The organism is Rhizobium sp. KNZ2-6A (genome assembly GCF_056755475.1).
On sequence record NZ_JBNDIC010000062.1, the window covers coordinates 1 to 21,675 of the forward strand.

Sequence of the window (21,675 nt, forward strand, 5' to 3'; positions counted from 1 at the left end):
ACCTTCCTCAACGGCAACCGCACCGTCGTCTTCCCAGCAAGCCCAGGCTCCTATGCTTCCGAACGCATGGGGTGAGGGACGGGAAGAAGGCGGCGGCTTCGGTGAACAATGTCGGGCCGATGACGATCGCTATGCCGATGGCAAATACCGTCGTCACTGCCGGTCCTGCCGCTGGCAGAAAGCCGCCGAAATTTTGAACGAAATGCCATCTTGAGCGGAAGAAAAACACTTCGGATCGGCTTGCCAAGGCATGAAAGACGACTATAGTCAGGAAATAATTATTCCATAGAAGAAAATGAGGGAACGAAATGGCATTATCATGGCGTTTCTCCGCCTTGGCGGACCGGCACCGTGCTCTCGGATCGAAACTCGAGGACTGGAGCGGCATGGGAACCGCCTGGACCTACGATAAGGACATGTCGCAGGAGCATGTCGCGATCCGCACCAAGGCCGGCATCATGGACGTTTCCGGCCTCAAGAAGGTGCATCTCGTCGGGCCGCATGCCATCGCCGTGCTCGACTATATCACCACCCGCGACATGTCGAAGATCTATCCCGGCCGCTCGGTCTATGCCGCGATGCTCAACGACCGCGGCTACTTCACCGACGACTGCATCGTCTACCGCACCGGCCCGAATTCCTGGATGCTGGTGCATGGCTCGGGCTCCGGCCACGAGGAACTCGTCAAGCAGGCGGCCGGTCGCAACTGCGCCGTTCTCTTCGACGACGATCTGCACGATCTGTCACTGCAAGGCCCGGTCGCGGTCGATTATCTCGCCAAATACGTGCCTGGCATCCGCGATCTCAAATATTTCCACCACATGCAAACGACGCTGTTCGGCGCGCCTGTGATGATCTCGCGCACCGGCTATACCGGCGAGCGCGGCTACGAAATTTTCGTTCGCGGCCAGGACGCGCCGATGGTCTGGGACCGCATCGTCGCGGAAGGCGAGGAGATGGGGATCATCCCCTGCTGCTTCAGCGTCCTCGACATGCTGCGCGTCGAAAGCTACCTGCTCTTCTATCCCTATGATAACTCGCAGATGTACCCCTTCGCCGACCAGCCGCCCGGCGACAGCCTCTGGGAACTCGGCCTCGATTTCACCGTCAGCCCCGGCAAGACCGGTTTCCGCGGCGCCGAGGAGCATGCGCGCCTCAAGGGCAAGGAGCGCTTCAAGATCTTCGGCATGCTGATCGATGCAGACGGCCCGGCCGATCTCGGTGACGAGGTCTTTGCCGAGGGCAAGAAGGTCGGTGTCATCACCTGCCCCTGCTATTCTGCACTCACTGGAAAATCGATGGCGATCGCCCGCCTCGATGTCGACAGGGCCGTGCAGGGCACAAGGCTCGAAGTGCGAGGCAAGAGCCTGAAGGCGAGCGCGATTGCGCATACGCTACCCTTCGACGATCCGGAGAAGAAGAAGAGGACAGCCATCGGTTAGGAGGCGCTCATGCTTGTCGAAGGCATCAAGAGCCGACCGGTCTATAAGGGTCTTTCTATTCAGCCGTATGCCCGGCGGCATCTGTTTGCGCTGGAAGGCGAGGGGGCCAACGCTCTCCTCGACCAGATGGCGGAACTTGACGATACCATCCTATCGCGCAGCGAGGTGCTCTACGTTGCGCGCGGCTCGCAGGGCAGGGGCCATGACGAGGCCCTGCGCAGGCTCGGCACCGACATGTTCTTCACGGCACCGACCATTGCGACATTGCTCTTCCGCCTGAGAGGCTCGCTTTCGGCAGCGCATATGGGCACCCGGCTTTACATCGCCGGCACCGAGGGCTTTATCGGCCAGGCGATGATAGTGGCACTCGACTACGGCATGGACCATGCCTCGATCATCACCGAGCACCGCGGTTCCCTAGCGCGCCGCGTGCAATGCGTCCACTGCAAGGGCATCACCGAGGATGTCACCCATAGCCCCTTTGCCTGCAGCCATTGCGGGCTACCGCTTCTGGTGCGCGACCATTATTCGCGCCGCCTCGGTGCCTTCCAGGGTGTCAATATCGATGCGGAAGAGCCAGGTAGCGCGCCCGATCCCGAGGAGTTGTTCCTGTGAGCGGTGGTACTGAAATTCCTGTTCGCGTGGCGAAGGTCACCCCCATTGCCGAGCGCATCAAGCGCTTCCGCTTCGAGCGTCTCGACGACAAGCCCATGCCTTATTTTTCCGGCGGCGCTCATGTGATCGTTTCCATGAACGATGAGGGCCATGTGCGTCGCAACGCCTATTCGCTGATGTCGCCTCCGCATGACTGCTCGGCCTATGAGATCAGCGTGCTGCGCGTCGAGGAGTCGCGCGGCGGCTCCGCCTTCATGCATGAGAAGGTGAGGGAGGGCGACGAGCTCAAGGTCAGCTATCCGGTCAATCTTTTCCAGCCGGATTGGCGCGGGCGCAAGCACCTTCTCATCGCCGGCGGCATCGGCATCACGCCCTTCATCGCGATGATGGAGCAGTTTTCACGCGAAGGCGCCAATTTCGAGCTGCATTATGCCGTGCGTTCGCTCGATCGCGGCGCCTATTGCCGCGAACTTGTCGAACACTATGGCTCGCAACGGGTGAAGATCTATTGCGATGCGGACCGCAATTTCATCCCCGTCGCTCGCCTTCTCGAAAGCCAGCCGCTCGGCACGCATCTCTATGTCTGCGGTCCCTCAGGCATGATCGACGGTGTGCTGAGAACGGGCCTTGAGGCCGGCTGGCCGGAACAGAACCTGCATTCCGAACGCTTCCTGTCATCGCAACCGGGTAAGCCCTTCTCCATCGTGCTGACCCGGTCGGACAAGACTGTGCATGTCGGCCATCATGAAAGCATGCTGGAAGCGATCGAGGCAGCCGGTGTCGACGCGCCGTTTCTCTGTCGCGGTGGTGCCTGCGGCCAATGTGAGACTGACGTTGCCGCCTGCGACGGCAAGCTTCTGCACAATGACGTCTATCTGACCGACGAAGAAAAGGCTTCGGGCCGAAAGGTGATGATCTGCGTTTCCCGTTTCGAAGGAAGCGCGTTGCATCTCGACCTATAGGCATCAAGCCGATACCCAGGAGAACGGACATGGCAATCGCCTTCAAGCAGGAAACGTTCAGGGACGATTTCAGCTACCGCAACAGTCCGGAAAACATCCGGCGCTTTCCGTTTCCCTTCGACCGCGACGAATACATGTATTCCGTCAACATGGAACCGCATGTGAAGGGGCAGAAGAATACGGTCTACGAAAGCCTCATCGACGTCGACGAGCACTATGTCGCCGAGATGCACGACCGGGCGCTGGTGCTGAAGGAGGATCCGCTGCGTTATCAGGCGCTGCCGCATATGATGACGGCGCAGTGGGATACGCTCGAACTCTTGATGGAAGAGCAGGCGGCCGGCTATCCCGAGCATTTCACGCTCACCAAGAATGGCGATCAGTGGCGCTGGATCAACCGTCCCCTTGGCATCGATGACACGTTCACCTTCGGCGATGCATCGACTTTGCCCTACGAGCCCTTCGAATATATCACGCGCCAAGCACAGGGCGATTTCTGCATCGTCGACCAGCGCGACGGCAATCTCTGGATGGATGCCGGCATGGTGACGACCCAGGCCGACTGGTCGCTCGATTTCGATATCGGCATGAATTTCATGGAGTGGCATGGGCCGGTGCCGCTCGCCCACCAGATCGGTGTCTTCGACCGCGCGCTGAAGTTCCTTCTGAACCTGCAGCAGGGCAAGCCGACGCGCCGGTTCAACTGGACGATGACGATCAATCCCCGCCTCGACACCAGCCCCGAAAACTATCCGAAATGGGGACCGGATCGCACCACGGTGACGCCGGAGAATGTCGGCGAAAAGGTGCATCTTCGCGTCGAGCTGCAGAGCCTCTGGCGCCTGCCGCGCTCGAACGCCATTCTCTTCGTCATCCGCTGCTATCTGATGAACATGAACGAGCTGGTGACCGTACCGAAATGGGCGCGCCGCTTCCCGCGTGTGCTGAAAACCCTGCCGCCGGAGCTCATCGACTACAAGGGCCTGACGCGCTTCCGCCAGACCACCATCGACTGGCTTGCGAAATATGACGACGGCGCTCCGACCAGTCCCGGCATTTTCCCGGATTGATGCCGGACGCCATGCCAAACAGTGCCTGCCATAAGAACTTCGATAGAATCGAGAAGGGGAATGCCACATGACACGAGTTGCCGTTATCGGTGCCGGCCCTTCGGGCCTTGCCCAGCTAAGGGCCTTTCAATCGGCCGCAAAGAAGGGTGCTGATATCCCGGAAGTCGTCTGCTTCGAAAAGCAGGCGGATTGGGGCGGCCTCTGGAACTATACCTGGCGCACAGGCCTCGATGAATATGGCGAACCGGTGCATGGCAGCATGTATCGCTATCTCTGGTCGAACGGCCCGAAGGAATGCCTGGAATTCGCCGATTATTCCTTTGAAGAGCATTTCGGCAAGCCGATCGCCTCCTATCCGCCGCGCGCCGTGCTCTGGGACTATATCAAGGGCCGCGTCGAGAAGGCCGACGTGCGCAAATGGGTGCGCTTCAGCACGCCCGTGCGCATGGTGCATTTCGACGGCGTCACCAGGAAGTTCACGGTGACGGCGCATGATCGCACGCAGGACAGGATGTATGACGAAGAGTTCGACTATGTCGTGGTTGCGTCAGGCCACTTCTCGACGCCGAACGTGCCCTATTTCGAGGGAGTAAAGACTTTCAACGGGCGCGTGCTGCATGCGCATGATTTCCGCGATGCGCTGGAGTTCAAGGGCAAGGATGTGCTGCTCGTCGGCCGCAGCTATTCGGCCGAGGATATCGGCTCGCAGTGCTGGAAATATGGAGCCAAATCCGTCACCACGAGCTATCGCTCGAAGCCAATGGGCTTCAAATGGCCTGCCAATTTCGAAGAGCGGCCGCTACTGACGCGGCTTGAAAACAAGACGGCCTATTTCCTCGACGGATCATCGAAGGATGTCGACGCATTGATCCTCTGCACTGGCTATCAGCATCATTTCCCCTTCCTGCCTGACGATCTCCGCCTGAAGACGGCCAACCGCCTCTGGGCCGACCATCTCTACAAGGGCGTGATCTTCGACAAGAACCCGCAGCTCTTCTATATCGGCATGCAGGACCAGTTCTACACCTTCAACATGTTCGACGTGCAGGCCTGGTGGGCGCGCGATGTCATAATGGGCCGCATCAAGCTGCCGCCGGAAGAAGAGCTGCAGGCAAATTTCGACAAGTGGCGCGCCCGCGAGGAGACGCTCGAGGATGCCGAACAGATGATCTGGTATCAAGGCGACTATGTGAAGGAGCTGCTTGCGGAAACCGATTATCCGAGCTTCGACATCGAAGGCACGAACAAGACCTTCATGGAGTGGGAGCACCACAAGGCGGAGAATATCATGGGCTTCCGCGACCACGCCTACCGCTCGCTGATGACCGGCACCATGTCACCGAAACATCATACGCCCTGGGTCGATGCGCTCGATGACTCGATGGAGGAATATCTGCGCAACTGACCTCCAGCCATATCCAATGTAACCGGCAGGGGAGGCGAAGAGCAGCCCCGCCGGCCTTCTGTGCGTTGAGACGAAACGAGTTCATCAGCAACCTCCTCTTTGGGCATGGCCTCAATGGATTTTCAAACAAGCATTCTTGGCCGGATGGCCGGCTTTCTCTACCGTTGCCGCGCAGACGAAAACTATACGATGCTTGACATGACCGACGGCATCGAGCGCATTTTCGGCTATCCCGCCGACGAGATCATCGGCAATCGCGCGAGGACCTTCACCTCCATCATGCACGAGAAGGATGTTCCCCTCATGGATGAACTTGTCGGCAAGGCTTTGGCAAGCCGCACCGATTGGACGATGGAATATCGCATCCGTCACCGTGAGGGACATCTGATCTGGGTGACAGAGACCGGCGGCGGCGTATGGGACGAGGCAGGGGAATTGCTCTATCTCGAAGGCAGCATCATCAATATCGAATCCCTCTATCAGCGCATCGACGAGCAAACCTCGGGCATGCGGGTCACGGCATCGAAGACCAGCGAGATCCTGCAGTCACTGCGCTACCTGAAACTGCTTGCCGTCAATGCCGGCATCGAGGCGGCAAGAGCAGGCACGGCCGGATCGGGCTTCGCGGTCCTGGCGGCGGAAATGCGCACGCTTGCCAACTCCTCCGAAGAGGCGGCGCGCGCGATCTCGGCCGCTCAGAAGAAATCTGATTGAAGCTCGGAAGTGCAACGCCTCCTGCCGCTTCAATACAGCCGATGTGCTCGCTCACTTTTCCAGACGCCTCGACAGCGCTTCTTCAGCAAAGGCGAAGCTGAAGCCCGTGAATTCCACCATGAGCGCTGATATGGTTGCAATTTCCCATGTGCATTCAGACCGTGATCAAGCTAAAGCCTCTGACGCGCAAATATGAAAGTGGACTTATGAGCTTTAGTACGACTGTTTACCTCACCTTGAGCGATGGCGATAAGGCGGCCCTGATCGCCATCAAAGATGAGATAGCTGCCTATCTCGCTGACCAGGCGCTTAGTCAGGATGTCTTGAAGGACCTCGAGCAAGCGTTTGGTATGCATGGATTTTCGGCTTCCGCACTATTCAATCTTGATCCGTGGTCGACCATTGCTTTGTTCACGTTCGTCGCAGAGCGCGTCCCCAGCTTGTCCTTCGAGGCAAAGGGCGTCGGTGATCTTGGCCCCGGCGACATCTGGGCGCGCGAGTTCGTCAACGGTGCCGCGGTTTTTGAAGCGGGGCCATTCGAAGACAAGATTTACTGCTGATCTATGCCATTTTGATCGCAATGAAAGCTAGGATCGCGGCCGCGTCTTCTGCGGGTCGTAATGCGAAAGCGGCACGATCACGGCCGGAAGCCGTTTCTGCTGACCATCGAGTTTGCCGATCTCGACCCTGGTGCCAACAGCCGCATGCGTGACGTCGACGCGAGCAAGCGCGATGGTCTTGCCGAGGATTGGCGAGCGGGTCGCGCTGGTGATCACGCCGATCTGCGCGCGGCCGATATGGATGCAATCACCGTGCCCGACGGCTTCATTGGCCTCGATGTCCAGGCCGACCATCAGGTGACGCGGATTTTCCTTTCGCCGCACCAATGCCTTGCGCCCGATGAAATCGTCCTGTTTGGATTTCAGCGGAACGGTGAAACCGATGCCGGCTTCGAAGGGGTCTGTCTGATCGTCGAATTCATGATGGGCAAAGACGAGGCCCGCCTCGATACGCACCATGTCCAACGCCTCCAGGCCCATCGGCTTCAGCCCATATGGCTCGCCGGCTTTCCAGACCGCATCGAAGACGGTTTCCGCATCTTTCGGATGGCAGAAGATTTCGTAGCCGAGCTCGCCGGTATAGCCGGTGCGGGAGACGACGACCGGCGCCCCTTCGAAGTGGCCGATGCGACCCACCGCGAAGCGGAACCATTCGAGTTCGCCGATGGTCGGCTGGCGCGGCGCCGTCCAGATGATCTCCTTCAGGATGTCGCGGCTCTTCGGACCCTGCAGGGCGATGTTGTGCATCTGGTCGGTGGATGAGCGGACCCAGGCCTTAAAGCCCTTCTTCTCCGCCTGCTCACGCAACCAGATACCGCTGTAGTCGTCACCGCCGATCCAGCGGAAGTTCTTGTCGCCGAGACGGAAGAGCGTGCCGTCGTCGATCATGCCGCCATGTTCGTAGCACATCGCGGAATAGACGACCTGGCCCATCGAGAGCTTGCGCACATCGCGCGTCAGGCAATATTGCAGCAATTCTTCGGCATCCGGCCCCGTCACCTCGAACTTGCGAAGCGGCGAGAGGTCGATGACGACCGCGCGTTCGCGACAGGCCCAATATTCCTCGACCGGTCCCTCCGAGGAGAAACGGTTCGGCAGCCAATAGCCGCGATATTCGGTGTAGTCCCGCGTCATGGCGGAAAGGCGTGGGTGAAACGCGGTCTCCCGCGTCAGTTCGGGATCGGCGTCTGGGGTCATGCGATAGGCCACCGCTCGTGTGAATTTTTCTTTGCCGGAAAAGGTACGCACATGGATATCGGTTGGGTCCCAGCCATTGGCCGCATCGATGTCATCGGGGCATGAGGAGGAGACGCAGACGAGATCCGTCAGCGCGCGCATCAGGACGTAGTCGCCCGGTCTCGACCAAGGCTCATCGAGATAGAGTTGGTTATTATGATCGACATTGGTGTTGTAGAAGTAGTTGAGCGCCTCCCAGCCTTTTCGGCCGGCGATACCGTAGGGCGCAAGCGCCGCATTGAAATTGTCGCTACAGTTCACGTGGCCGGGATAACCCATGTCGTCATAGTAGCGGGAATTGCAGGCCGTGGCGAAGGCGTCATGCCGGCCGACCGTATCCTGCACGATTTCCACCAGCGGCTCGAAATCACGGTCGAAGGCCTTGGAGGGAAGGCCGGGAGCTGGATAGCTGCGGCCGAGCAGGGTGCGGGTAACCGTAGAATCGAGCGCGAGATCGAGCCCCTTGTCGACCTTGCGGGCGGAAAAGGCCTGGAAGTCGGTGCATTGCCGGCCATAAACATCGATGATCTGGATATATTCTCCGGCACGGACGAAATAGGCGGAGGCGGTCGCCGCCCTGATGCGAATATCTTCGATCGGATCGGCGAGCGGTTCCGGCAGCGCGGAGGCGTAGTCCCGGATGATCGTCGCCCGGCGAATTCTGATTTCCACTGGCGTCGCCGTATCCTGGGCCTCCGGCCACATAGCCACTCCCGGCGCGCAGGCGACAAGCAGACCTTTGAGAGCGATGGTGAATTCCGCCGTGCTACCCGCCGGCGACGATGCGCCGAAGAGGCGCAGTGCCGCCGCGGACGCCAGATCGGCGCCACGCCGCTCCAGCGCTGTTTTAACGCGAGCCGCACTTTCATCCCCCGAGGAAAGAATGGCTTTCAGGCCCGTCGCTTCGCCGGTGAACGCGGATCCCAATCCTGCGGATTGAAAACGGCCCTTTTCATCGAGGAAGGTGAGCTCGCAAACTTGGCCGCCCTCGCTATCCGTCACGGAGACTCGGTCACCGGGCTCGACGCGCACGACCAGCGATCCACCACCCTTGCAGCGATAGCGTTCGGTATCTTGCGGCAGCGCCGGAATGCCCGGATAGCGAATTATGCTCGCCGAGATGGGCCTTATTCCGGCAGTTGACGGGTGGAGATCTCGCATAGAGCCCTCTCGGGAAATGGGGTGCATCGAGGCACCGGAATCATGCTGACAAAATGCCGGTGGAAAGTAAAGTGATATTGACTAAAAAGAAAATATCTTCACTATGCATAAAGGGCATGCATCTGGAAACCCGCGCATAGACTCGGCTCACGAAAACCTCCAGCACGCCCCGCAATGCCATGGGAGGCACGTTCAGGGAGACGTACGAGAGATACGTCCGGAACAAAATGGGGAATATCACCGATGACGGATATCGTGGACACCGGCGCTTCCGCCGGCACCGAAGGTAAGCTTATACGCGCGCTTGACTGGAAGGGCGCATTCTGGGTGGCCGCGGGCGTGCCGCCGCTTGTTCTCTTTTCCATCGGCGGCATCGCCGGCACGACGGGCAAACTTGCCTTCGTCGTGTGGATCATCTCGATGATCATGGGTTTCCTGCAGTCCTTCACCTATGCCGAAATTGCCGGCATGTTCGGCAATAAGTCCGGGGGCGCCTCGGTCTATGGCGCGACGGCATGGCTGCGTTACTCGAAATTCATCGCGCCGCTTTCCGTTTGGTGCAACTGGTTTGCCTGGTCGCCGGTGCTGTCGCTCGGCTGTGCCATTGCGGCCGGCTATATCCTCAATGCCTTCTTCCCCATTCCCGCGGCGGATTCGCAGGCCGTACTCAGCTGGATCAGCGCGCATGCGACGTCGATCACCGCAGATAGTCCCCGCGTCACCGAATATATCGCGGCCCATGCCGGCACATCGCCCGACGACGCGGTCAAGGCACTTCTCGGCGCCGATGGCGTTGCCGCCTTTACGCCCGCCATCCGCAACTGGTCGCTTTTCAGCTTCAACATTCCCTTCCTCGCAACCGCCAATATCAACGCCACCTTCTTCATCGGCGGCGTCCTGATGCTGATCATCTTTGCGATCCAGCATCGCGGCATTTCCGAGACGGCGAGCGTGCAGAAGTGGCTGGCGATCATCGTGCTCGTGCCGCTGCTCATCATCGGTGTCTATCCGATCGTCAGCGGCCAGATCGTCTCCACCAATGTCACGGGCCTGTTGCCCCCGACGGCCGCCTACGCCGCCACCGACGGAACCTGGAGCAATGGCGGCTGGACGCTCTTCCTCGGCGGCCTTTACATCGCCGCCTGGTCGACCTACGGCTTCGAGACGGCTGTCTGCTATACCCGCGAACTCAAGAACCCGAAGACGGATACGTTCAAGGCGATCTTCTATTCGGGGCTTGCCTGCTGCATCTTCTTCTTCCTCGTGCCCTTCGCCTTCCAGGGCGTTCTCGGCCATGCCGGCATGCTGGCGCCGGGTATCGTCGACGGGACCGGCGTCGGCGAAGCGCTCGGCGGCCTGATCGGCGCCGGCCGCATCGTCACACAGCTGCTTGTCGTCCTGATGATCCTGGCGCTGTTCCTCGCCATCATGACAGCGATGGCCGGCTCGTCGCGCACGCTCTATCAGGGCTCGAAGGACGGATGGCTGCCGAAATATCTCGATCATGTGAATGAGAACGGCGCGCCCACGAGAGCGATGTGGACGGACTTCGCCTTCAATCTCTTTCTTCTGGCCATCGCATCCGACACCAGCGGCTATTTCTTCGTGCTCGCCGTCTCCAATGTCGGATACATCATTTTCAATTTCCTCAACCTCAATTCGGGCTGGATCCACCGCATGGACTCCGGCCATATCGAGCGCCCGTGGAAAGCGCCGTCCTGGCTCATCGGCCTCAACACCGTGCTTGCCTTCGTCAACGCCCTCTTCCTCGGCGCCGGCGCCAAGGTTTGGGGCTATGCGAATGCGCTCTGGATCGGTTTTGCCTTCGCGGCCCTGATCCTGCCGGTCTTCGCCCACAGGCATTATGTTCGCGATGGCGGCAAGTTCCCGGCCGGTGCCATGGATGATCTTGGTCTGGTCGGCCAGGATCTGGGTGTCAGGAAAGCGGGCATTCTGCCCTATCTGGCGCTTGTCGGCGGTCTTGCCATCGTGTTGATCGCCAACTGGGCCTTCCAGCTGCCGGCATAGCGACACCCTGGCGAAATCCACCGTTCACAACACTGAGGGTCCGGCTTGCCTGGCAGGCCGGACCCTCATCACGTCTTCGGCTCCGCTCATTCGGCGGCTTGCTTGACGGTCGCGGCATCGCCTGCTCGCGCGCCTGACAGGCTTGTTTGGCCGAGTGCCACGATTAAGACCGTGATCGCGCTCGATGCGACCGAAACCCAGAAGCCATTCGCCGGTCCGAAATTATCGACCATCCAGCCGGAAACGAAGGCGCCGAGCGCCATGCCGATGCCGATGCCTGTCATGATCCAGGTCACGCCTTCCGTCAGCATAGCCTCCGGCACCCGGCGTTCGATCAGCCCGAAGGCGGTGATAAAGGTCGGCGAGATGGCAACGCCGCTCAGGAAAACCGCAAAGGCCAGCAAGGCGACCGACGTGCCTGCAACGAGAAGCGGCAGGGAGGTGAAGGCAAGGACGCCGACCGCAATCAGCAACTGTCTCTGAAGCGGCGTTTTGAGGTTCAGCGCGCCGACAACCAGACCGACGATAAACGAGCCGAGGGCATAGACGCCGATGACAAGGCTTGCAGCACCTGGCTGGCCAAGCTGCTTGGTGATGGCGACGGCGCTCACTTCCGCCGTGGCGAAGGTGGCGCCGACGAAAATCAGGGCAAGCGTGATGATCTGGACCGGACGCAGCCGGATTGCCGAATGTTGCGGGTGATCGGAACCAAGCGCACGCACCTTGGGTTCCGTCGACCGCTGCAACAAAAAGGCCGTTGTCCCCAGCGCAAGGAAGATCGTGCTCACAAGCATCCCGGCCTCCGGGAAAAGCGAAACCGAGAGGCCGACCGAAAGGGAGGCGCCGGCGATATAGACGAGCTCATCGGCCGCGGATTCGAAAGCGAAGGCGGTGTTCAGCTCAGGCCGGGCGCGGAAGATCTCCGTCCAGCGGGCGCGGACCATGGCCGGAATGCTCGGCATGACGGCGGCAAGGAGGGCCGAGGCGAACAGCGTCCACGCCGGCCAATCCTGATTTGAGGCGATGACGAGAACGACAAAGGCGATAACCGAGAGAATGGTCGCCGGCGCGACCACCGCGCGCTGGCCTAGCCGGTCGACAAGCCGCGATATTTGCGGCGAGACGAACGCATTGGCCAAAGCGAAGGTGGCGGAAACCGCCCCGGCAAGCCAATATTCGCCGCGCGTCTGGGACAGCATGGCGACAATGCCGATCGGGGCCATCGCAATGGGAATGCGCGCGAAAAAGGCCGCAGCCGAAAAACCTTTCGCACCCGGCGCCCGGAAAATCTCACGATACGGATTGGACATTAAAACGCTCCCTGGATGAGAACAAGTCGCCATATACATACGCAGCGTATGCGAATGAAATAATTGCATACGCCGCGTATGTCAACTAATATACGTGCCGTATGCAAATTTATACGATGCCGTTGACGGAGACGTGATGCGCAAACCCCGTAGTGAAATGATCGCTGAGACGCGAGCCAAGCTGCTGGCCGCTGGCCGTAAGGCATTCGGTAGCGTCGGCTATGCCGACGCATCGATGGATGACTTTACAGCTGCCGCCGGACTGACGCGGGGGGCACTATATCACCATTTCGGCGACAAGAAGGGATTGCTGCAGGCAGTCGTCAGCGAGATCGATGCGGAAATGACCGCAAGGCTCTGTGCGATTTCGTCCAGGGCGCCATCGCGTTGGCAGGCATTCATCGACGAGAACGTCGGATATGTCGAGATGGCGCTGGAACCGGAAATCCAACGCATCATGTTTCGCGACGGCCCGGCTGTCCTTGGTGATCCCTCGGGATGGCCGAGCGCCAACGGCTGCATCGCCACGATCAGAGAGAGCCTGCGCGACCTTGGAGACGAGGGTATCATCGCGAAGATTGACCCGGAAGCCGGCGCCCGCCTCATCAATGCGGCAAGCAGCTGCGCGGCGCAATGGATCGCCAATTCGGACAATCCAGCGACAATCTCGAAACGGGCAGTCGAGGCTTTTCGGACTTTCCTCGAAGGCTTGCGGATCGAGAAGGACTGATGGACCTGGAGCCCACTCAGCCGGCCGATGCGGCAGTGAAGACTGCGAGTTGAGCCTCGAAAGCTCGTTTGTATGCCGGTCGCGCCTCCCCACGGGCGACATAGGCGCAGAGGTTCTGATAGTCCTGCAAGATGCCCGAATCCTTCAGCCTGAGCAGGACCGATATCATCATAAGATCGCCAGCGCTGAACGCGTCCTCGAGCCAATCGGCGCTGCCGAGGTGATCGGACAGTTCGTTGAGCCGCTGGCGGATGCGTTCATCGACCATGGACAGGCGCTGCTCATACCAGGCCTGATCACGCTCCTGGAATCTTACGATTGAACGCTCGATGATCGGCGGCTCCACTGTGGAGAGAGCGGCAAACATCCATGTGATCGCCCGCGACCGCGCGTTGGCGTTATCCGGCAGCAGGCCGGCATGACGCTCCGCGATATGGAACACGATTGCCCCGGACTCGAACAATGTAAGATCGCCCTCCTCATAGGTCGGGATCTGCCCGAAGGGATGAAGTGCGAGATGCGCGGGCTCCTTCATCGCCTTGAACGAAAGAAGGCGCACGTCGTAAGACTCGCCGACCTCTTCCAGCGCCCAGCGGACGCGCATGTCACGCGCCAGCCCCCTGCCGCGATCCGGCGACTTTTCAAAGGCGGTAATCGTTATCGTCATTGCTGCTCTCCATGGTTTGTCTGCCTCAAAGACGGCTGGCTGAGCGAAATTCCGACACTTCGTCTGCAAGATAGTTTCCGAGAGCGGGAATGCTCAAAAACTAAGGCGGATCGTCGAGAATAGGATGAGAAGCGGGCGACCTCGTCCGTCGCCCCACCGACTTGCCCATCCTCCCGCAAAAAGACCGAAAGCGGCAGCGCAAATTCTTCTTCGCCGCCGCCTTCGGCATGACCTTGGCAAATCCTCTTGACAGATTGGCGATTGTCATCGAGTTTAGTAAAGCGTTTTACTAAAGCGGTTTACAAGCTGATGGCAAAGGGACACACCCCTGGATTGAAGGATGTCGCGAAGGCTGCCGGCGTGTCGGTGACAACAGTCTCCCGCATGCTGAATGGCTCCTTGGATTTGCCCATGCTGACCAAGCGTCGGATCGAAGAGGCGATCGCATTCCTCAAATATCAGCCGAACCCGCATGCCCGGCGGCTGAGCCGCGGTCGTTCCGACACGATCGGTCTCGTCGTGCCCGATATCGCCAACCCGTTCTTCGCGACCATGGTGGCCGCCGTCGAAGAGGCGGCCAACGACAAGGGCTTGGCCGTATCGCTTTATGCGACACTGAACCGGACAGGGCGCGAGGTCGCTTATCTCAGGCTGATCGAGCACAACCACGTGGATGGTCTCGTCTTCGTCACCAACCATCCCGATGGCGGAGAGCTCGCCGCTCTCATCAATCGAACGGGCAAGGTCGTCGTCGTCGACGAGGACGTTCCGCTCGCGACGGTCCCGAAACTCTTCTGCGACAATCGGCAGGGCGGCTATCTTGCGGGCCGCCATCTGGCTGAATTTGGCCATCGCGACGTGCTTTATGTCGGCGGTCCCGACGCCATGATCAGCACGCAGCGGCGCTTCAACGGATTGCACGAGGGCTTGCGGGAGCGCTTCGGCGAAAACGTATCGATCCGGCGCTACAGCGGCGAATACACCATTGCCTGCGGACGGGAGATGGCGCTGCGGTTCCTGGAAGAGGGCATGCCGGCAACCGCGATCTTCGCCAGCTCGGACGAAATCGCCATCGGCATGATCGAGGTTCTGCGGGAGAAGGGGATTTCGATACCCGATGACCTGTCCCTCGTCGGCTTCGATGATGTCAGCCCGCTGCATCTCTTCGCGCCGCCGCTGACGGCGATCCGGCAGCCGGTACGCGCCATCGGGCAACGCGCCCTGTCCCTTCTTCTCGAAACAAACTGGCAGGAAAGTCGATCGCTCGCCACCGAGGAACTCGTGCCAGTCGAAATCGTCGTGCGGAAATCCGTTGCACCGCCGTCGACACATAACAAGCAACGATAACGAAACCAGAGGATGAGAACATGGAACAGATCAAACGTCGGGCGTTCAACGTCGCCCTTGCCTTCACCGCGCTTGCGGGCGCGACCCTGGCAGCTCCGCTAGCGCATGCGGCGGGCAAGACCTATGCACTGGTGCAGATCAATCAGCAGGCCCTTTTCTTCAATCAGATCAACGAAGGCGCCCAGAAGGCCGCCGATGCCTCGGGCGACAAGCTCGTCATCTTCAACGCCAACAACGACGCTGCCGCGCAGAACAGCGCCGTCGAGACCTATGTCCAGCAGAAGGTCGATGGCCTGATCGTCGTTGCCATCGACGTCAACGGCATCATGCCCGCCGTCAAGCAGGCCTCGGATGCCGGCATTCCGGTCGTCGCCATCGATGCGATCTTGCCGGAGGGGCCGCAGAAATCGCAGATCGGCGTCGATAACGGCAAGGCCGGCGCCGATATCGGCGCCTATTTCCTCGACTATGTGAAGAAGGACATGGGCGGCAAGGCCAAGATCGGCATCGTCGGCGCCCTGAACTCCTATATCCAGAACCTCCGCCAGAAAGGCTTCGAAGACACGATCAAGGGCGGCAACATCGAAACCGTCGGCGTTGTCGATGGCCAGAATATCCAGGACAATGCCCTTGCCGCCGCCGAAAATCTCATCACCGGCAATCCGGACATGACGGCGATCTACGCCACCGGCGAGCCTGCTCTCCTCGGCGCGATCGCCGCCGTTCAGAGCCAGGGCAAGCAGGACAGTATCAAGGTCTTCGGCTGGGATCTGACCGCGCAGGCGATCGCGGGTCTCGATCAAGGCTATGTCGTCGCCGTCGTCCAGCAGGACCCGGCAGGCGAGGGCAAGGCCGCCGTCGAAGCGTTGGCGAAGCTGACCGCGGGCCAGAGCGTCGAAAAGAGCATTTCGGTTCCCATCACGATCGTGACGAAGCAAAACGTCGATCCATACCGGGCCGTCTTCAAATGATGACGGAAAACCGGCCTGTTTATGCCGGAGCCGGGGAGGCGCAAGCCTCCCGGCATTCCTCCGGCTCACCCGCTGTGACGCCAGCCGTATCGCTGCGCGGCATCCGCAAGACCTTCGGCTCGCATCAGGCGCTGCGTGGCGTCGATCTCGACCTCTTTCCCGGCGAATGCCTCGGCCTCGTCGGCGATAATGCCGCCGGGAAATCGACGCTCACCAAGATCATCTCCGGCACCTATCTGCCGGATGATGGAACCATTTCGCTGAACGGCGAGGAGGTCAAACTCTCCGGACCCGCCGATGCGCGCAACCGGCATATCGAAATGGTCTTTCAGGACCTGAGCCTGTGTGATCATGTCGATGTCGTCGGCAATCTCTTCCTCGGGCGCGAAATCACCAAGGGACCCTTCCTCGACCGCCAGAGGATGCTGACTGAGGCTCGCAAGATGCTCGATGCCCTGGAGATCCGCATTCCGCGTCTTTCGGCCAAGGTCGAGAAGCTGTCGGGCGGCCAGCGCCAGGCGATCGCGATTGCGCGGGCAGCCTCGTTCGGTCCCAAAGTGCTGATCATGGACGAGCCGACATCGGCGCTTGCGGTCGCGGAGGTCGAGGCCGTCCTGTCGCTCATCAACCGGGTCAAGGCGAGCGGCGTATCCGTCGTCCTCATCACCCACCGCCTGCAGGATCTCTTCAGGGTCTGCGATCGGATCGCCGTCATGTACGAGGGCACCAAGGTTGCGGAGCGCGACATCGGCAAGACCAATCTTGAGGACCTCGTCAGGCTCATCGTCGGGGGAGAAAGACATTGACCGCCTACACCGAACGCAGCAAAGGCTCACCGATATCAGACTTTCTGGGTGAAAATGCCCAGGTCCTGTCGATCGCCTTCTTCTTTCTGGCATGCCTCGTCTTCTTTTCGCTGACGACCACGACCTTCATGACGATGGGCAATATCCTCAATGTCGTGCGTCAGGCGGCTCCTATCCTCGTCGTGGCGATCGCCATGACGCTTGTCATCGTGACAGGCGGGATCGACCTCTCCGTCGGTTCGATGCTGGCTCTCATCAATGCGGTCGCCGCCATCACGCTGGCGACGGGCATACCCTGGCCAGTGGTTTCGATCGGCATGCTCGCCTTCGGCGGCATCATTGGCCTGTTGCAGGGCTGGTTCATCGCCTACCAGAACATTCCGGCCTTTATCGTCACCCTTGCTGGTCTCTCCATCCTGCGAGGTGTGGCTCTCTATCTAACCCAGGGCTATTCCATTCCGATCAACGGCGATCCCGGCTTCTTTTACATGGGACGCGGCGAACTGGCCGGCTTTCCCGTTCCGGCGCTGATCGCAATCCTGATCGCGATCGTCGGCTATGTCGTCATGGCCTCAACGAAATACGGACGGCAGATCGTGGCGGTGGGATCGAACATGGAAGCGGCCCGTCGTGTCGGCATGCCGGCCAAATGGATCGTCGCATCGGTCTATCTTGTCTCGGGGGTCGCATCGGCGCTGGCGGGGCTTTTGATTGCCGCGCGCCTCGGCTCGGGCTCGTCGAACGCGGCCGTCGGCTTCGAACTTCAGGTCATCGCCGCCGTCGTGCTGGGCGGCACGTCATTGATGGGCGGTCGCGGCACGATGATCGGAACGGTGCTCGGCACCATGACGATCGCCGTCATCGGCAACGGTCTGATCCTGATGCATATTTCGCCCTTCTTCACCCAGATCGTCACCGGCGCGATCATCCTCGTCGCCATCTGGCTCAACACGCGCATCTTCACCACCAATTTCCGATTGTCCGGCAGGAGGAAGAGCTGATGTCAATGGATGAGCTTTCACCTGGTCATGTTCGATCCGGACAGGTGATGACGGTTTCGGGGGCCATGCCGGTGTCCGATCTCGGCGTCACTTTGATGCACGAGCATATCCTCAACGATTGCCGCTGCTGGTGGCACGCGCCGAAGACACCGGACCGGCAATATCTTGCCGAAAGCTTCGTCTGCATGGAAATCCTCGGCGAGCTGCGGCAGGACCCCTTCGTCAACAAACACAACATCACGCTTGATGACGAAAAGCTCGCCGTGGCGGAGCTCAAGGATTTTACCGGGCTCGGCGGCCAGACGGTTGTCGAGCCGACCTGCCAGGGCATCGGCCGCGACCCTCTGGCTCTGCGGCGGATATCAAAGGCGACGCGACTGAACATCGTCATGGGCGCCGGTTTCTATCTCGGCTCGTCTCATCCGGCGAGAGTTGCGGATATGTCCGCAGCTCAGATCGCCGACGAGATCGTGTCGGAGGCGATCGTCGGCGCGGATGGCACAGACGTGAAGATCGGCTTGATCGGCGAGATCGGCGTCTCGTCCGATTTCACCGAGGCGGAGGAAAAATCGTTGCGGGGCGCGACACAGGCGCATGTGCGCACCGGACTACCCCTGATGGTTCATCTTCCGGGCTGGTATCGCCTGGGTCACAAGGTACTCGACATCGTGGCGTCCGAGGGCGGCGATCTCAGGCATACGGTGCTGTGTCACATGAACCCGTCGCATGACGATCTCACCTATCAGTCGGAGTTGGCTGCCCGTGGCGCCTTCCTCGAATACGACATGATCGGCATGGACTTTTTCTATGCCGACCAGCAGGTGCAATGCCCAAGCGACGAGGAGGCGGCTCGCGCACTCGTCAAACTCGTCGAGATGGGACACAAGCATCGGCTCCTGCTCTCCCACGACGTCTTCCTGAAGATGATGCTGAAGCATTACGGGGGCAACGGCTATGCCTATATTCTGCGCCACTTCCTGCCGCGCCTGAAGCGCCATGGATTGGACGATGCGACGCTCGACATCTTCATGCGCGCCAATCCAAGGTCGGTCTTCGAGGCCGCTGCCTGACCGCCACATCAAGAAAAAGAAATGGAAACATCATGACAAAGAAGGTTCTTCTCGTCGGCGAAAGCTGGGTCAGTTCCGCCACGCACTATAAGGGCTTCGACCAGTTTGGAAGCGTCACCTTCCATCTGGGAGCCGAGCCGCTCGTGAAGGCGCTTGCCGGCAGCGAATACGAACTCACCTATATGCCTGCCCACGAAGCCGTCGAGCAATTGCCCTTCGACATGGCCGGGCTGGACGCCTATGACGCCATCATTCTTTCCGACATCGGCGCCAATTCGCTGCTTCTTCCGCCGGCGGTGTGGCTGCATTCCAAGACCGTCCCGAACCGCCTGAAACTGCTCAAGGCCTGGGTCGAAAAGGGCGGCGGCCTTTTGATGGTCGGTGGCTATTTTTCCTTCCAGGGGATCGACGGCAAGGCCCGCTGGCGCCGCACGCCGGTGGAAGACGTGCTGCCCGTCACGTGCCTGCCCTATGATGACCGCGTCGAAATTCCCGAGGGAACGACGCCTGTCACCGTCAAATCCGAACATGCAACGGTTGCCGGCATGCCGAAGGAATGGCCTTTGCTGCTCGGTGTCAACGAAGTCGAAGTACGCGAGCGCGACGACATCGAGGTCATCGCCCGTCTGCCCGATGATCAGGGCGGACATCCGCTCCTGGTGACCGGTCGCTTCGGCAAGGGCAAAACCGCAGCCTGGACTTCGGATATCGGCCCGCACTGGCTGTCGCCCGCCTTCTGTGAATGGGAGGGTTACGGGCGTCTTTGGAAGAATATCCTCGGTTGGCTGACGGAGGAAAAATAAGCGTCATTCGCCGGCGAGAATGCCGGCGAGATCGCCGCTGCTCGGGAAGGCTGAGCGCGTTCCCCGGCGACTAACGGTGATGGCGGCGGCCGCCGTTGCATGGCGAATGGCGCGGGCATCGAGCTTCGTGTCTCTAAGGGCAGCCGAGGCTAGCGCAACCGCCATGAAGGTGTCGCCGGCGCCTGTCGTGTCGACGACTTCGGTCGCGAGCGCTGGGATGGTGGCAAGCACCTGATTACCGCTGGCAAGGATCGCACCATTGCCGCCGAGGGTCAGGACGATCTGCGCTACACCTGCTTCGGCCAGGCGTTGAATGGCGGTCTCGCCGGACGATCCGGTCAGGCTTTCGGCTTCGCCCTTGTTGAGAAAGGCGATGTCGATCAGCGGCCAGAGCTCGGCGAAGTAAGGCCGCAGCGGGGAGGGGTTGAAGGCGGTGGTCAGGCCACGGCGTCTGGCTTCGGCAAGAATGCCGCGAGTGACGCTTTCGCTGAGATTGCCCTGCAGCACGACGAGGTCGCCGGCTCTGGCAGCCTTAAGCGGCGCAAGCGCCTCGGCAAGGGTCAATGCCTCGGCCGAGGCCGTCGTCGTCACGATGGCATTTTCGCCATCTGGCGTGGTGAAGATGATGGAAAAGTCGCTGGAGCGGTGGGGGTGCCCCACGAGGTGAGCATCGACCTCCTCTCCGGCAAGCTGGTCGCGGATCGTCTGGGCTCGAAAATCCTCGCCGACGGCGGCTACGAGCGTCGTGGAAAGGCCCGTCCGGCCCATCACGACCGCCTGATTGGCGCCCTTGCCGCCAAGGTCGCGAGTTTCCTCCCGACCGAGGATCGAGGCGCCGGCTTCGGGCATGGACAATACGGATATGGTTTCGTCGATGGCGACGTTACCGATGACATAGGCACGCATGGCAGGCTTTCAGAAAGGAAAGAGAAATGCAGCAGATATCGGATAGGGCCTCAAGCGCCATACGGGAAATCTTCGGTACTGACAAGGCGCTGATCGGCATGATCCATTGTCCGCCTTTCCCCGGTGCTCCTCGCTATCGCAGTGCGGCGATGGATTCCATTTATGACACCTGTATTCGCGACGCCGAAGCGCTCGTCAAGGGTGGAATCCATGGCCTGATCATCGAAAACCACGGGGACATTCCCTTTTCGAAACCCGAAGAGATCGGCCATGAAACCGCAGCCTTCATGTCCGTCGTGACGGACCGTATCGCGCGTGCCGTCGGCGTGCCGCTTGGCATCAACGTGCTTGCCAACGCACCGATCCCCGCCTTCGCGATTGCGATGGCCGGAGGCGCGCGCTTTATCCGTGTCAACCAATGGGCCAACGCCTATGTCGCCAATGAGGGCTTCATGGAGGGGCGCGCGGCCGAGGCCATGCGCTATCGCTCGCTGCTGCGCGCCGAACATATCAGGGTCTTCGCCGACAGCCATGTGAAGCACGGCGCCCACGCCATCACCGCCGATCGGACGATCGACGAGCTGACCCGCGACCTTGCCTTCTTCGATGCCGACGTCGTCATCGCCACCGGCCAGAGGACGGGCAACAGCGCGACGATCGAGGAGATCGAAGAGATCGGCGCCGCCACCCATCTGCCGCTGTTGGTCGGCTCAGGCGTGACCAAGGAAAATATCATCGAAATCCTCAAGCGCACGGACGGCGTCATCGTCGCCTCGTCACTGAAGACGGACGGCGTCTGGTGGAACCCGGTCGACCCGGCCCGTGTCGCAGCCTTCGTCGAAGCGGCGAAACCCGGCCTGGAGGCTTGACC

20 protein-coding genes and 1 pseudogene are annotated in these 21,675 nt (G+C 60.5%); 17 read left to right on the top strand and 4 right to left on the bottom strand.

Going from position 1 to position 21,675, the window contains the following annotated elements; translation table 11 throughout:
• Window positions 1-110: 110 nt before the first annotated feature.
• From ACPYOP_RS28730 to ACPYOP_RS28765, 8 genes and pseudogenes are all read left to right on the top strand, one after another.
• Window positions 111-197, top strand: a pseudogene (locus tag ACPYOP_RS28730) (bifunctional methylenetetrahydrofolate dehydrogenase/methenyltetrahydrofolate cyclohydrolase); the annotation flags it as partial.
• Window positions 198-308: 111 nt separating this feature from the next.
• Window positions 309-1,442: an aminomethyl transferase family protein gene (locus ACPYOP_RS28735; protein ID WP_481413652.1), complete on the top strand. Its 1,134-nt coding sequence runs from the start codon at window positions 309-311 to the stop codon at window positions 1,440-1,442.
• Window positions 1,443-1,451: 9 nt separating this feature from the next.
• Complete coding sequence (locus ACPYOP_RS28740; RefSeq protein WP_481413653.1) at window positions 1,452-2,057, top strand: dimethylamine monooxygenase subunit DmmA family protein; 606 nt, start codon at window positions 1,452-1,454, stop codon at window positions 2,055-2,057.
• Window positions 2,054-3,019, top strand: coding sequence for a PDR/VanB family oxidoreductase (locus ACPYOP_RS28745; RefSeq protein WP_481413654.1), 966 nt, complete (start codon window positions 2,054-2,056; stop codon window positions 3,017-3,019). The genes ACPYOP_RS28740 and ACPYOP_RS28745 overlap by 4 nt, the downstream gene beginning before the upstream one ends.
• Before the next feature lie 29 nt (window positions 3,020-3,048).
• Complete coding sequence (locus tag ACPYOP_RS28750; RefSeq protein ID WP_481413655.1) at window positions 3,049-4,089, top strand: heme-dependent oxidative N-demethylase family protein; 1,041 nt, start codon at window positions 3,049-3,051, stop codon at window positions 4,087-4,089.
• A 67-nt stretch (window positions 4,090-4,156) separates the two neighbouring features.
• Entirely contained in the window at window positions 4,157-5,494 is a 1,338-nt protein-coding gene (locus ACPYOP_RS28755) for an NAD(P)-binding domain-containing protein (RefSeq protein ID WP_481413656.1), read from the top strand.
• Window positions 5,495-5,608: 114 nt separating this feature from the next.
• Window positions 5,609-6,208, top strand: a complete 600-nt coding sequence (locus ACPYOP_RS28760; RefSeq protein WP_481413657.1) for a methyl-accepting chemotaxis protein — start codon at window positions 5,609-5,611, stop codon at window positions 6,206-6,208.
• A gap of 146 nt (window positions 6,209-6,354) precedes the next feature.
• Window positions 6,355-6,768, top strand: a complete 414-nt coding sequence (locus ACPYOP_RS28765) for a hypothetical protein (RefSeq protein ID WP_481413658.1) — start codon at window positions 6,355-6,357, stop codon at window positions 6,766-6,768.
• A 27-nt stretch (window positions 6,769-6,795) separates the two neighbouring features.
• On the opposite strand, the gene ACPYOP_RS28770 is transcribed toward ACPYOP_RS28765, so the two are convergent.
• Window positions 6,796-9,165 carry a trimethylamine N-oxide demethylase gene (locus ACPYOP_RS28770; RefSeq protein WP_481413659.1) on the bottom strand — a complete coding sequence of 790 codons (2,370 nt, stop codon included), beginning with the start codon at window positions 9,163-9,165 and terminating at the stop codon, window positions 6,796-6,798.
• 243 nt (window positions 9,166-9,408) lie between these two features.
• On the opposite strand from ACPYOP_RS28770, the gene ACPYOP_RS28775 reads away from it, so the two are divergent.
• Entirely contained in the window at window positions 9,409-11,193 is a 1,785-nt protein-coding gene (locus ACPYOP_RS28775) for a trimethylamine N-oxide permease (protein WP_481413660.1), read from the top strand.
• An 86-nt stretch (window positions 11,194-11,279) separates the two neighbouring features.
• Here ACPYOP_RS28775 and ACPYOP_RS28780 read toward each other — a convergent pair whose 3' ends face one another.
• A complete protein-coding gene (locus ACPYOP_RS28780; RefSeq protein ID WP_481413661.1) occupies window positions 11,280-12,503 on the bottom strand; it encodes an MFS transporter in 1,224 nt (407 codons plus the stop codon).
• 136 nt (window positions 12,504-12,639) lie between these two features.
• Here ACPYOP_RS28780 and ACPYOP_RS28785 point away from each other — a divergent pair, with 136 nt between their 5' ends.
• Complete coding sequence (locus tag ACPYOP_RS28785) at window positions 12,640-13,233, top strand: TetR/AcrR family transcriptional regulator (RefSeq protein WP_481413662.1); 594 nt, start codon at window positions 12,640-12,642, stop codon at window positions 13,231-13,233.
• Between the two features lie 16 nt (window positions 13,234-13,249).
• Here ACPYOP_RS28785 and ACPYOP_RS28790 read toward each other — a convergent pair whose 3' ends face one another.
• Window positions 13,250-13,900, bottom strand: coding sequence for a glutathione S-transferase family protein (locus tag ACPYOP_RS28790; RefSeq protein WP_481413663.1), 651 nt, complete (start codon window positions 13,898-13,900; stop codon window positions 13,250-13,252).
• A 309-nt stretch (window positions 13,901-14,209) separates the two neighbouring features.
• Between ACPYOP_RS28790 and ACPYOP_RS28795 the strand changes: the two genes are divergently transcribed.
• The 6 genes from ACPYOP_RS28795 to ACPYOP_RS28820 are packed head-to-tail and all read left to right on the top strand — an operon-like array spanning window position 14,210 to window position 19,898.
• On the top strand, window positions 14,210-15,247 hold the full coding sequence (locus tag ACPYOP_RS28795) for a LacI family DNA-binding transcriptional regulator (protein WP_481413664.1): 1,038 nt from the start codon (window positions 14,210-14,212) through the stop codon (window positions 15,245-15,247).
• Window positions 15,248-15,267: 20 nt separating this feature from the next.
• On the top strand, window positions 15,268-16,218 hold the full coding sequence (locus ACPYOP_RS28800) for a substrate-binding domain-containing protein (protein ID WP_481413665.1): 951 nt from the start codon (window positions 15,268-15,270) through the stop codon (window positions 16,216-16,218).
• Window positions 16,215-17,024 (top strand): ATP-binding cassette domain-containing protein, encoded by an 810-nt coding sequence (locus ACPYOP_RS28805; protein WP_481413666.1) that lies wholly within the window; start codon window positions 16,215-16,217, stop codon window positions 17,022-17,024. The genes ACPYOP_RS28800 and ACPYOP_RS28805 overlap by 4 nt, the downstream gene beginning before the upstream one ends.
• Window positions 17,021-18,025, top strand: coding sequence for an ABC transporter permease (locus ACPYOP_RS28810; RefSeq protein WP_481413667.1), 1,005 nt, complete (start codon window positions 17,021-17,023; stop codon window positions 18,023-18,025). The genes ACPYOP_RS28805 and ACPYOP_RS28810 overlap by 4 nt, the downstream gene beginning before the upstream one ends.
• A gap of 5 nt (window positions 18,026-18,030) precedes the next feature.
• A complete protein-coding gene (locus tag ACPYOP_RS28815) occupies window positions 18,031-19,095 on the top strand; it encodes a phosphotriesterase family protein (RefSeq protein WP_481413679.1) in 1,065 nt (354 codons plus the stop codon).
• Window positions 19,096-19,127: 32 nt separating this feature from the next.
• Complete coding sequence (locus ACPYOP_RS28820; protein ID WP_481413668.1) at window positions 19,128-19,898, top strand: glutamine amidotransferase; 771 nt, start codon at window positions 19,128-19,130, stop codon at window positions 19,896-19,898.
• 3 nt (window positions 19,899-19,901) lie between these two features.
• Here the strand turns inward: ACPYOP_RS28820 and ACPYOP_RS28825 are convergent, their stop codons facing one another.
• Entirely contained in the window at window positions 19,902-20,804 is a 903-nt protein-coding gene (locus ACPYOP_RS28825; RefSeq protein WP_481413669.1) for a PfkB family carbohydrate kinase, read from the bottom strand.
• Window positions 20,805-20,830: 26 nt separating this feature from the next.
• Here ACPYOP_RS28825 and ACPYOP_RS28830 point away from each other — a divergent pair, with 26 nt between their 5' ends.
• Window positions 20,831-21,673, top strand: coding sequence for a BtpA family protein (locus ACPYOP_RS28830; RefSeq protein ID WP_481413670.1), 843 nt, complete (start codon window positions 20,831-20,833; stop codon window positions 21,671-21,673).
• The last annotated feature ends 2 nt before the right edge of the window (window positions 21,674-21,675 follow it).

What these genes read in the sequence shown, in the direction of transcription:
- ACPYOP_RS28735 (WP_481413652.1), top strand. Translation starts at nt 309, where the DNA reads ATGGCATTATCATGGCGTTTCTCCGCCTTGGCGGACCGGCACCGTGCT.
- ACPYOP_RS28740 (WP_481413653.1), top strand. Translation starts at nt 1,452, where the DNA reads ATGCTTGTCGAAGGCATCAAGAGCCGACCGGTCTATAAGGGTCTTTCT.
- ACPYOP_RS28750 (WP_481413655.1), top strand. Translation starts at nt 3,049, where the DNA reads ATGGCAATCGCCTTCAAGCAGGAAACGTTCAGGGACGATTTCAGCTAC.
- ACPYOP_RS28755 (WP_481413656.1), top strand. Translation starts at nt 4,157, where the DNA reads ATGACACGAGTTGCCGTTATCGGTGCCGGCCCTTCGGGCCTTGCCCAG.
- ACPYOP_RS28760 (WP_481413657.1), top strand. Translation starts at nt 5,609, where the DNA reads ATGGATTTTCAAACAAGCATTCTTGGCCGGATGGCCGGCTTTCTCTAC.
- ACPYOP_RS28765 (WP_481413658.1), top strand. Translation starts at nt 6,355, where the DNA reads ATGTGCATTCAGACCGTGATCAAGCTAAAGCCTCTGACGCGCAAATAT.
- ACPYOP_RS28770 (WP_481413659.1), bottom strand. Translation starts at nt 9,165, where the DNA reads ATGCGAGATCTCCACCCGTCAACTGCCGGAATAAGGCCCATCTCGGCG.
- ACPYOP_RS28775 (WP_481413660.1), top strand. Translation starts at nt 9,409, where the DNA reads ATGACGGATATCGTGGACACCGGCGCTTCCGCCGGCACCGAAGGTAAG.
- ACPYOP_RS28780 (WP_481413661.1), bottom strand. Translation starts at nt 12,503, where the DNA reads ATGTCCAATCCGTATCGTGAGATTTTCCGGGCGCCGGGTGCGAAAGGT.
- ACPYOP_RS28785 (WP_481413662.1), top strand. Translation starts at nt 12,640, where the DNA reads ATGCGCAAACCCCGTAGTGAAATGATCGCTGAGACGCGAGCCAAGCTG.
- ACPYOP_RS28790 (WP_481413663.1), bottom strand. Translation starts at nt 13,900, where the DNA reads ATGACGATAACGATTACCGCCTTTGAAAAGTCGCCGGATCGCGGCAGG.
- ACPYOP_RS28795 (WP_481413664.1), top strand. Translation starts at nt 14,210, where the DNA reads ATGGCAAAGGGACACACCCCTGGATTGAAGGATGTCGCGAAGGCTGCC.
- ACPYOP_RS28800 (WP_481413665.1), top strand. Translation starts at nt 15,268, where the DNA reads ATGGAACAGATCAAACGTCGGGCGTTCAACGTCGCCCTTGCCTTCACC.
- ACPYOP_RS28805 (WP_481413666.1), top strand. Translation starts at nt 16,215, where the DNA reads ATGATGACGGAAAACCGGCCTGTTTATGCCGGAGCCGGGGAGGCGCAA.
- ACPYOP_RS28815 (WP_481413679.1), top strand. Translation starts at nt 18,031, where the DNA reads ATGGATGAGCTTTCACCTGGTCATGTTCGATCCGGACAGGTGATGACG.
- ACPYOP_RS28820 (WP_481413668.1), top strand. Translation starts at nt 19,128, where the DNA reads ATGACAAAGAAGGTTCTTCTCGTCGGCGAAAGCTGGGTCAGTTCCGCC.
- ACPYOP_RS28825 (WP_481413669.1), bottom strand. Translation starts at nt 20,804, where the DNA reads ATGCGTGCCTATGTCATCGGTAACGTCGCCATCGACGAAACCATATCC.
- ACPYOP_RS28830 (WP_481413670.1), top strand. Translation starts at nt 20,831, where the DNA reads ATGCAGCAGATATCGGATAGGGCCTCAAGCGCCATACGGGAAATCTTC.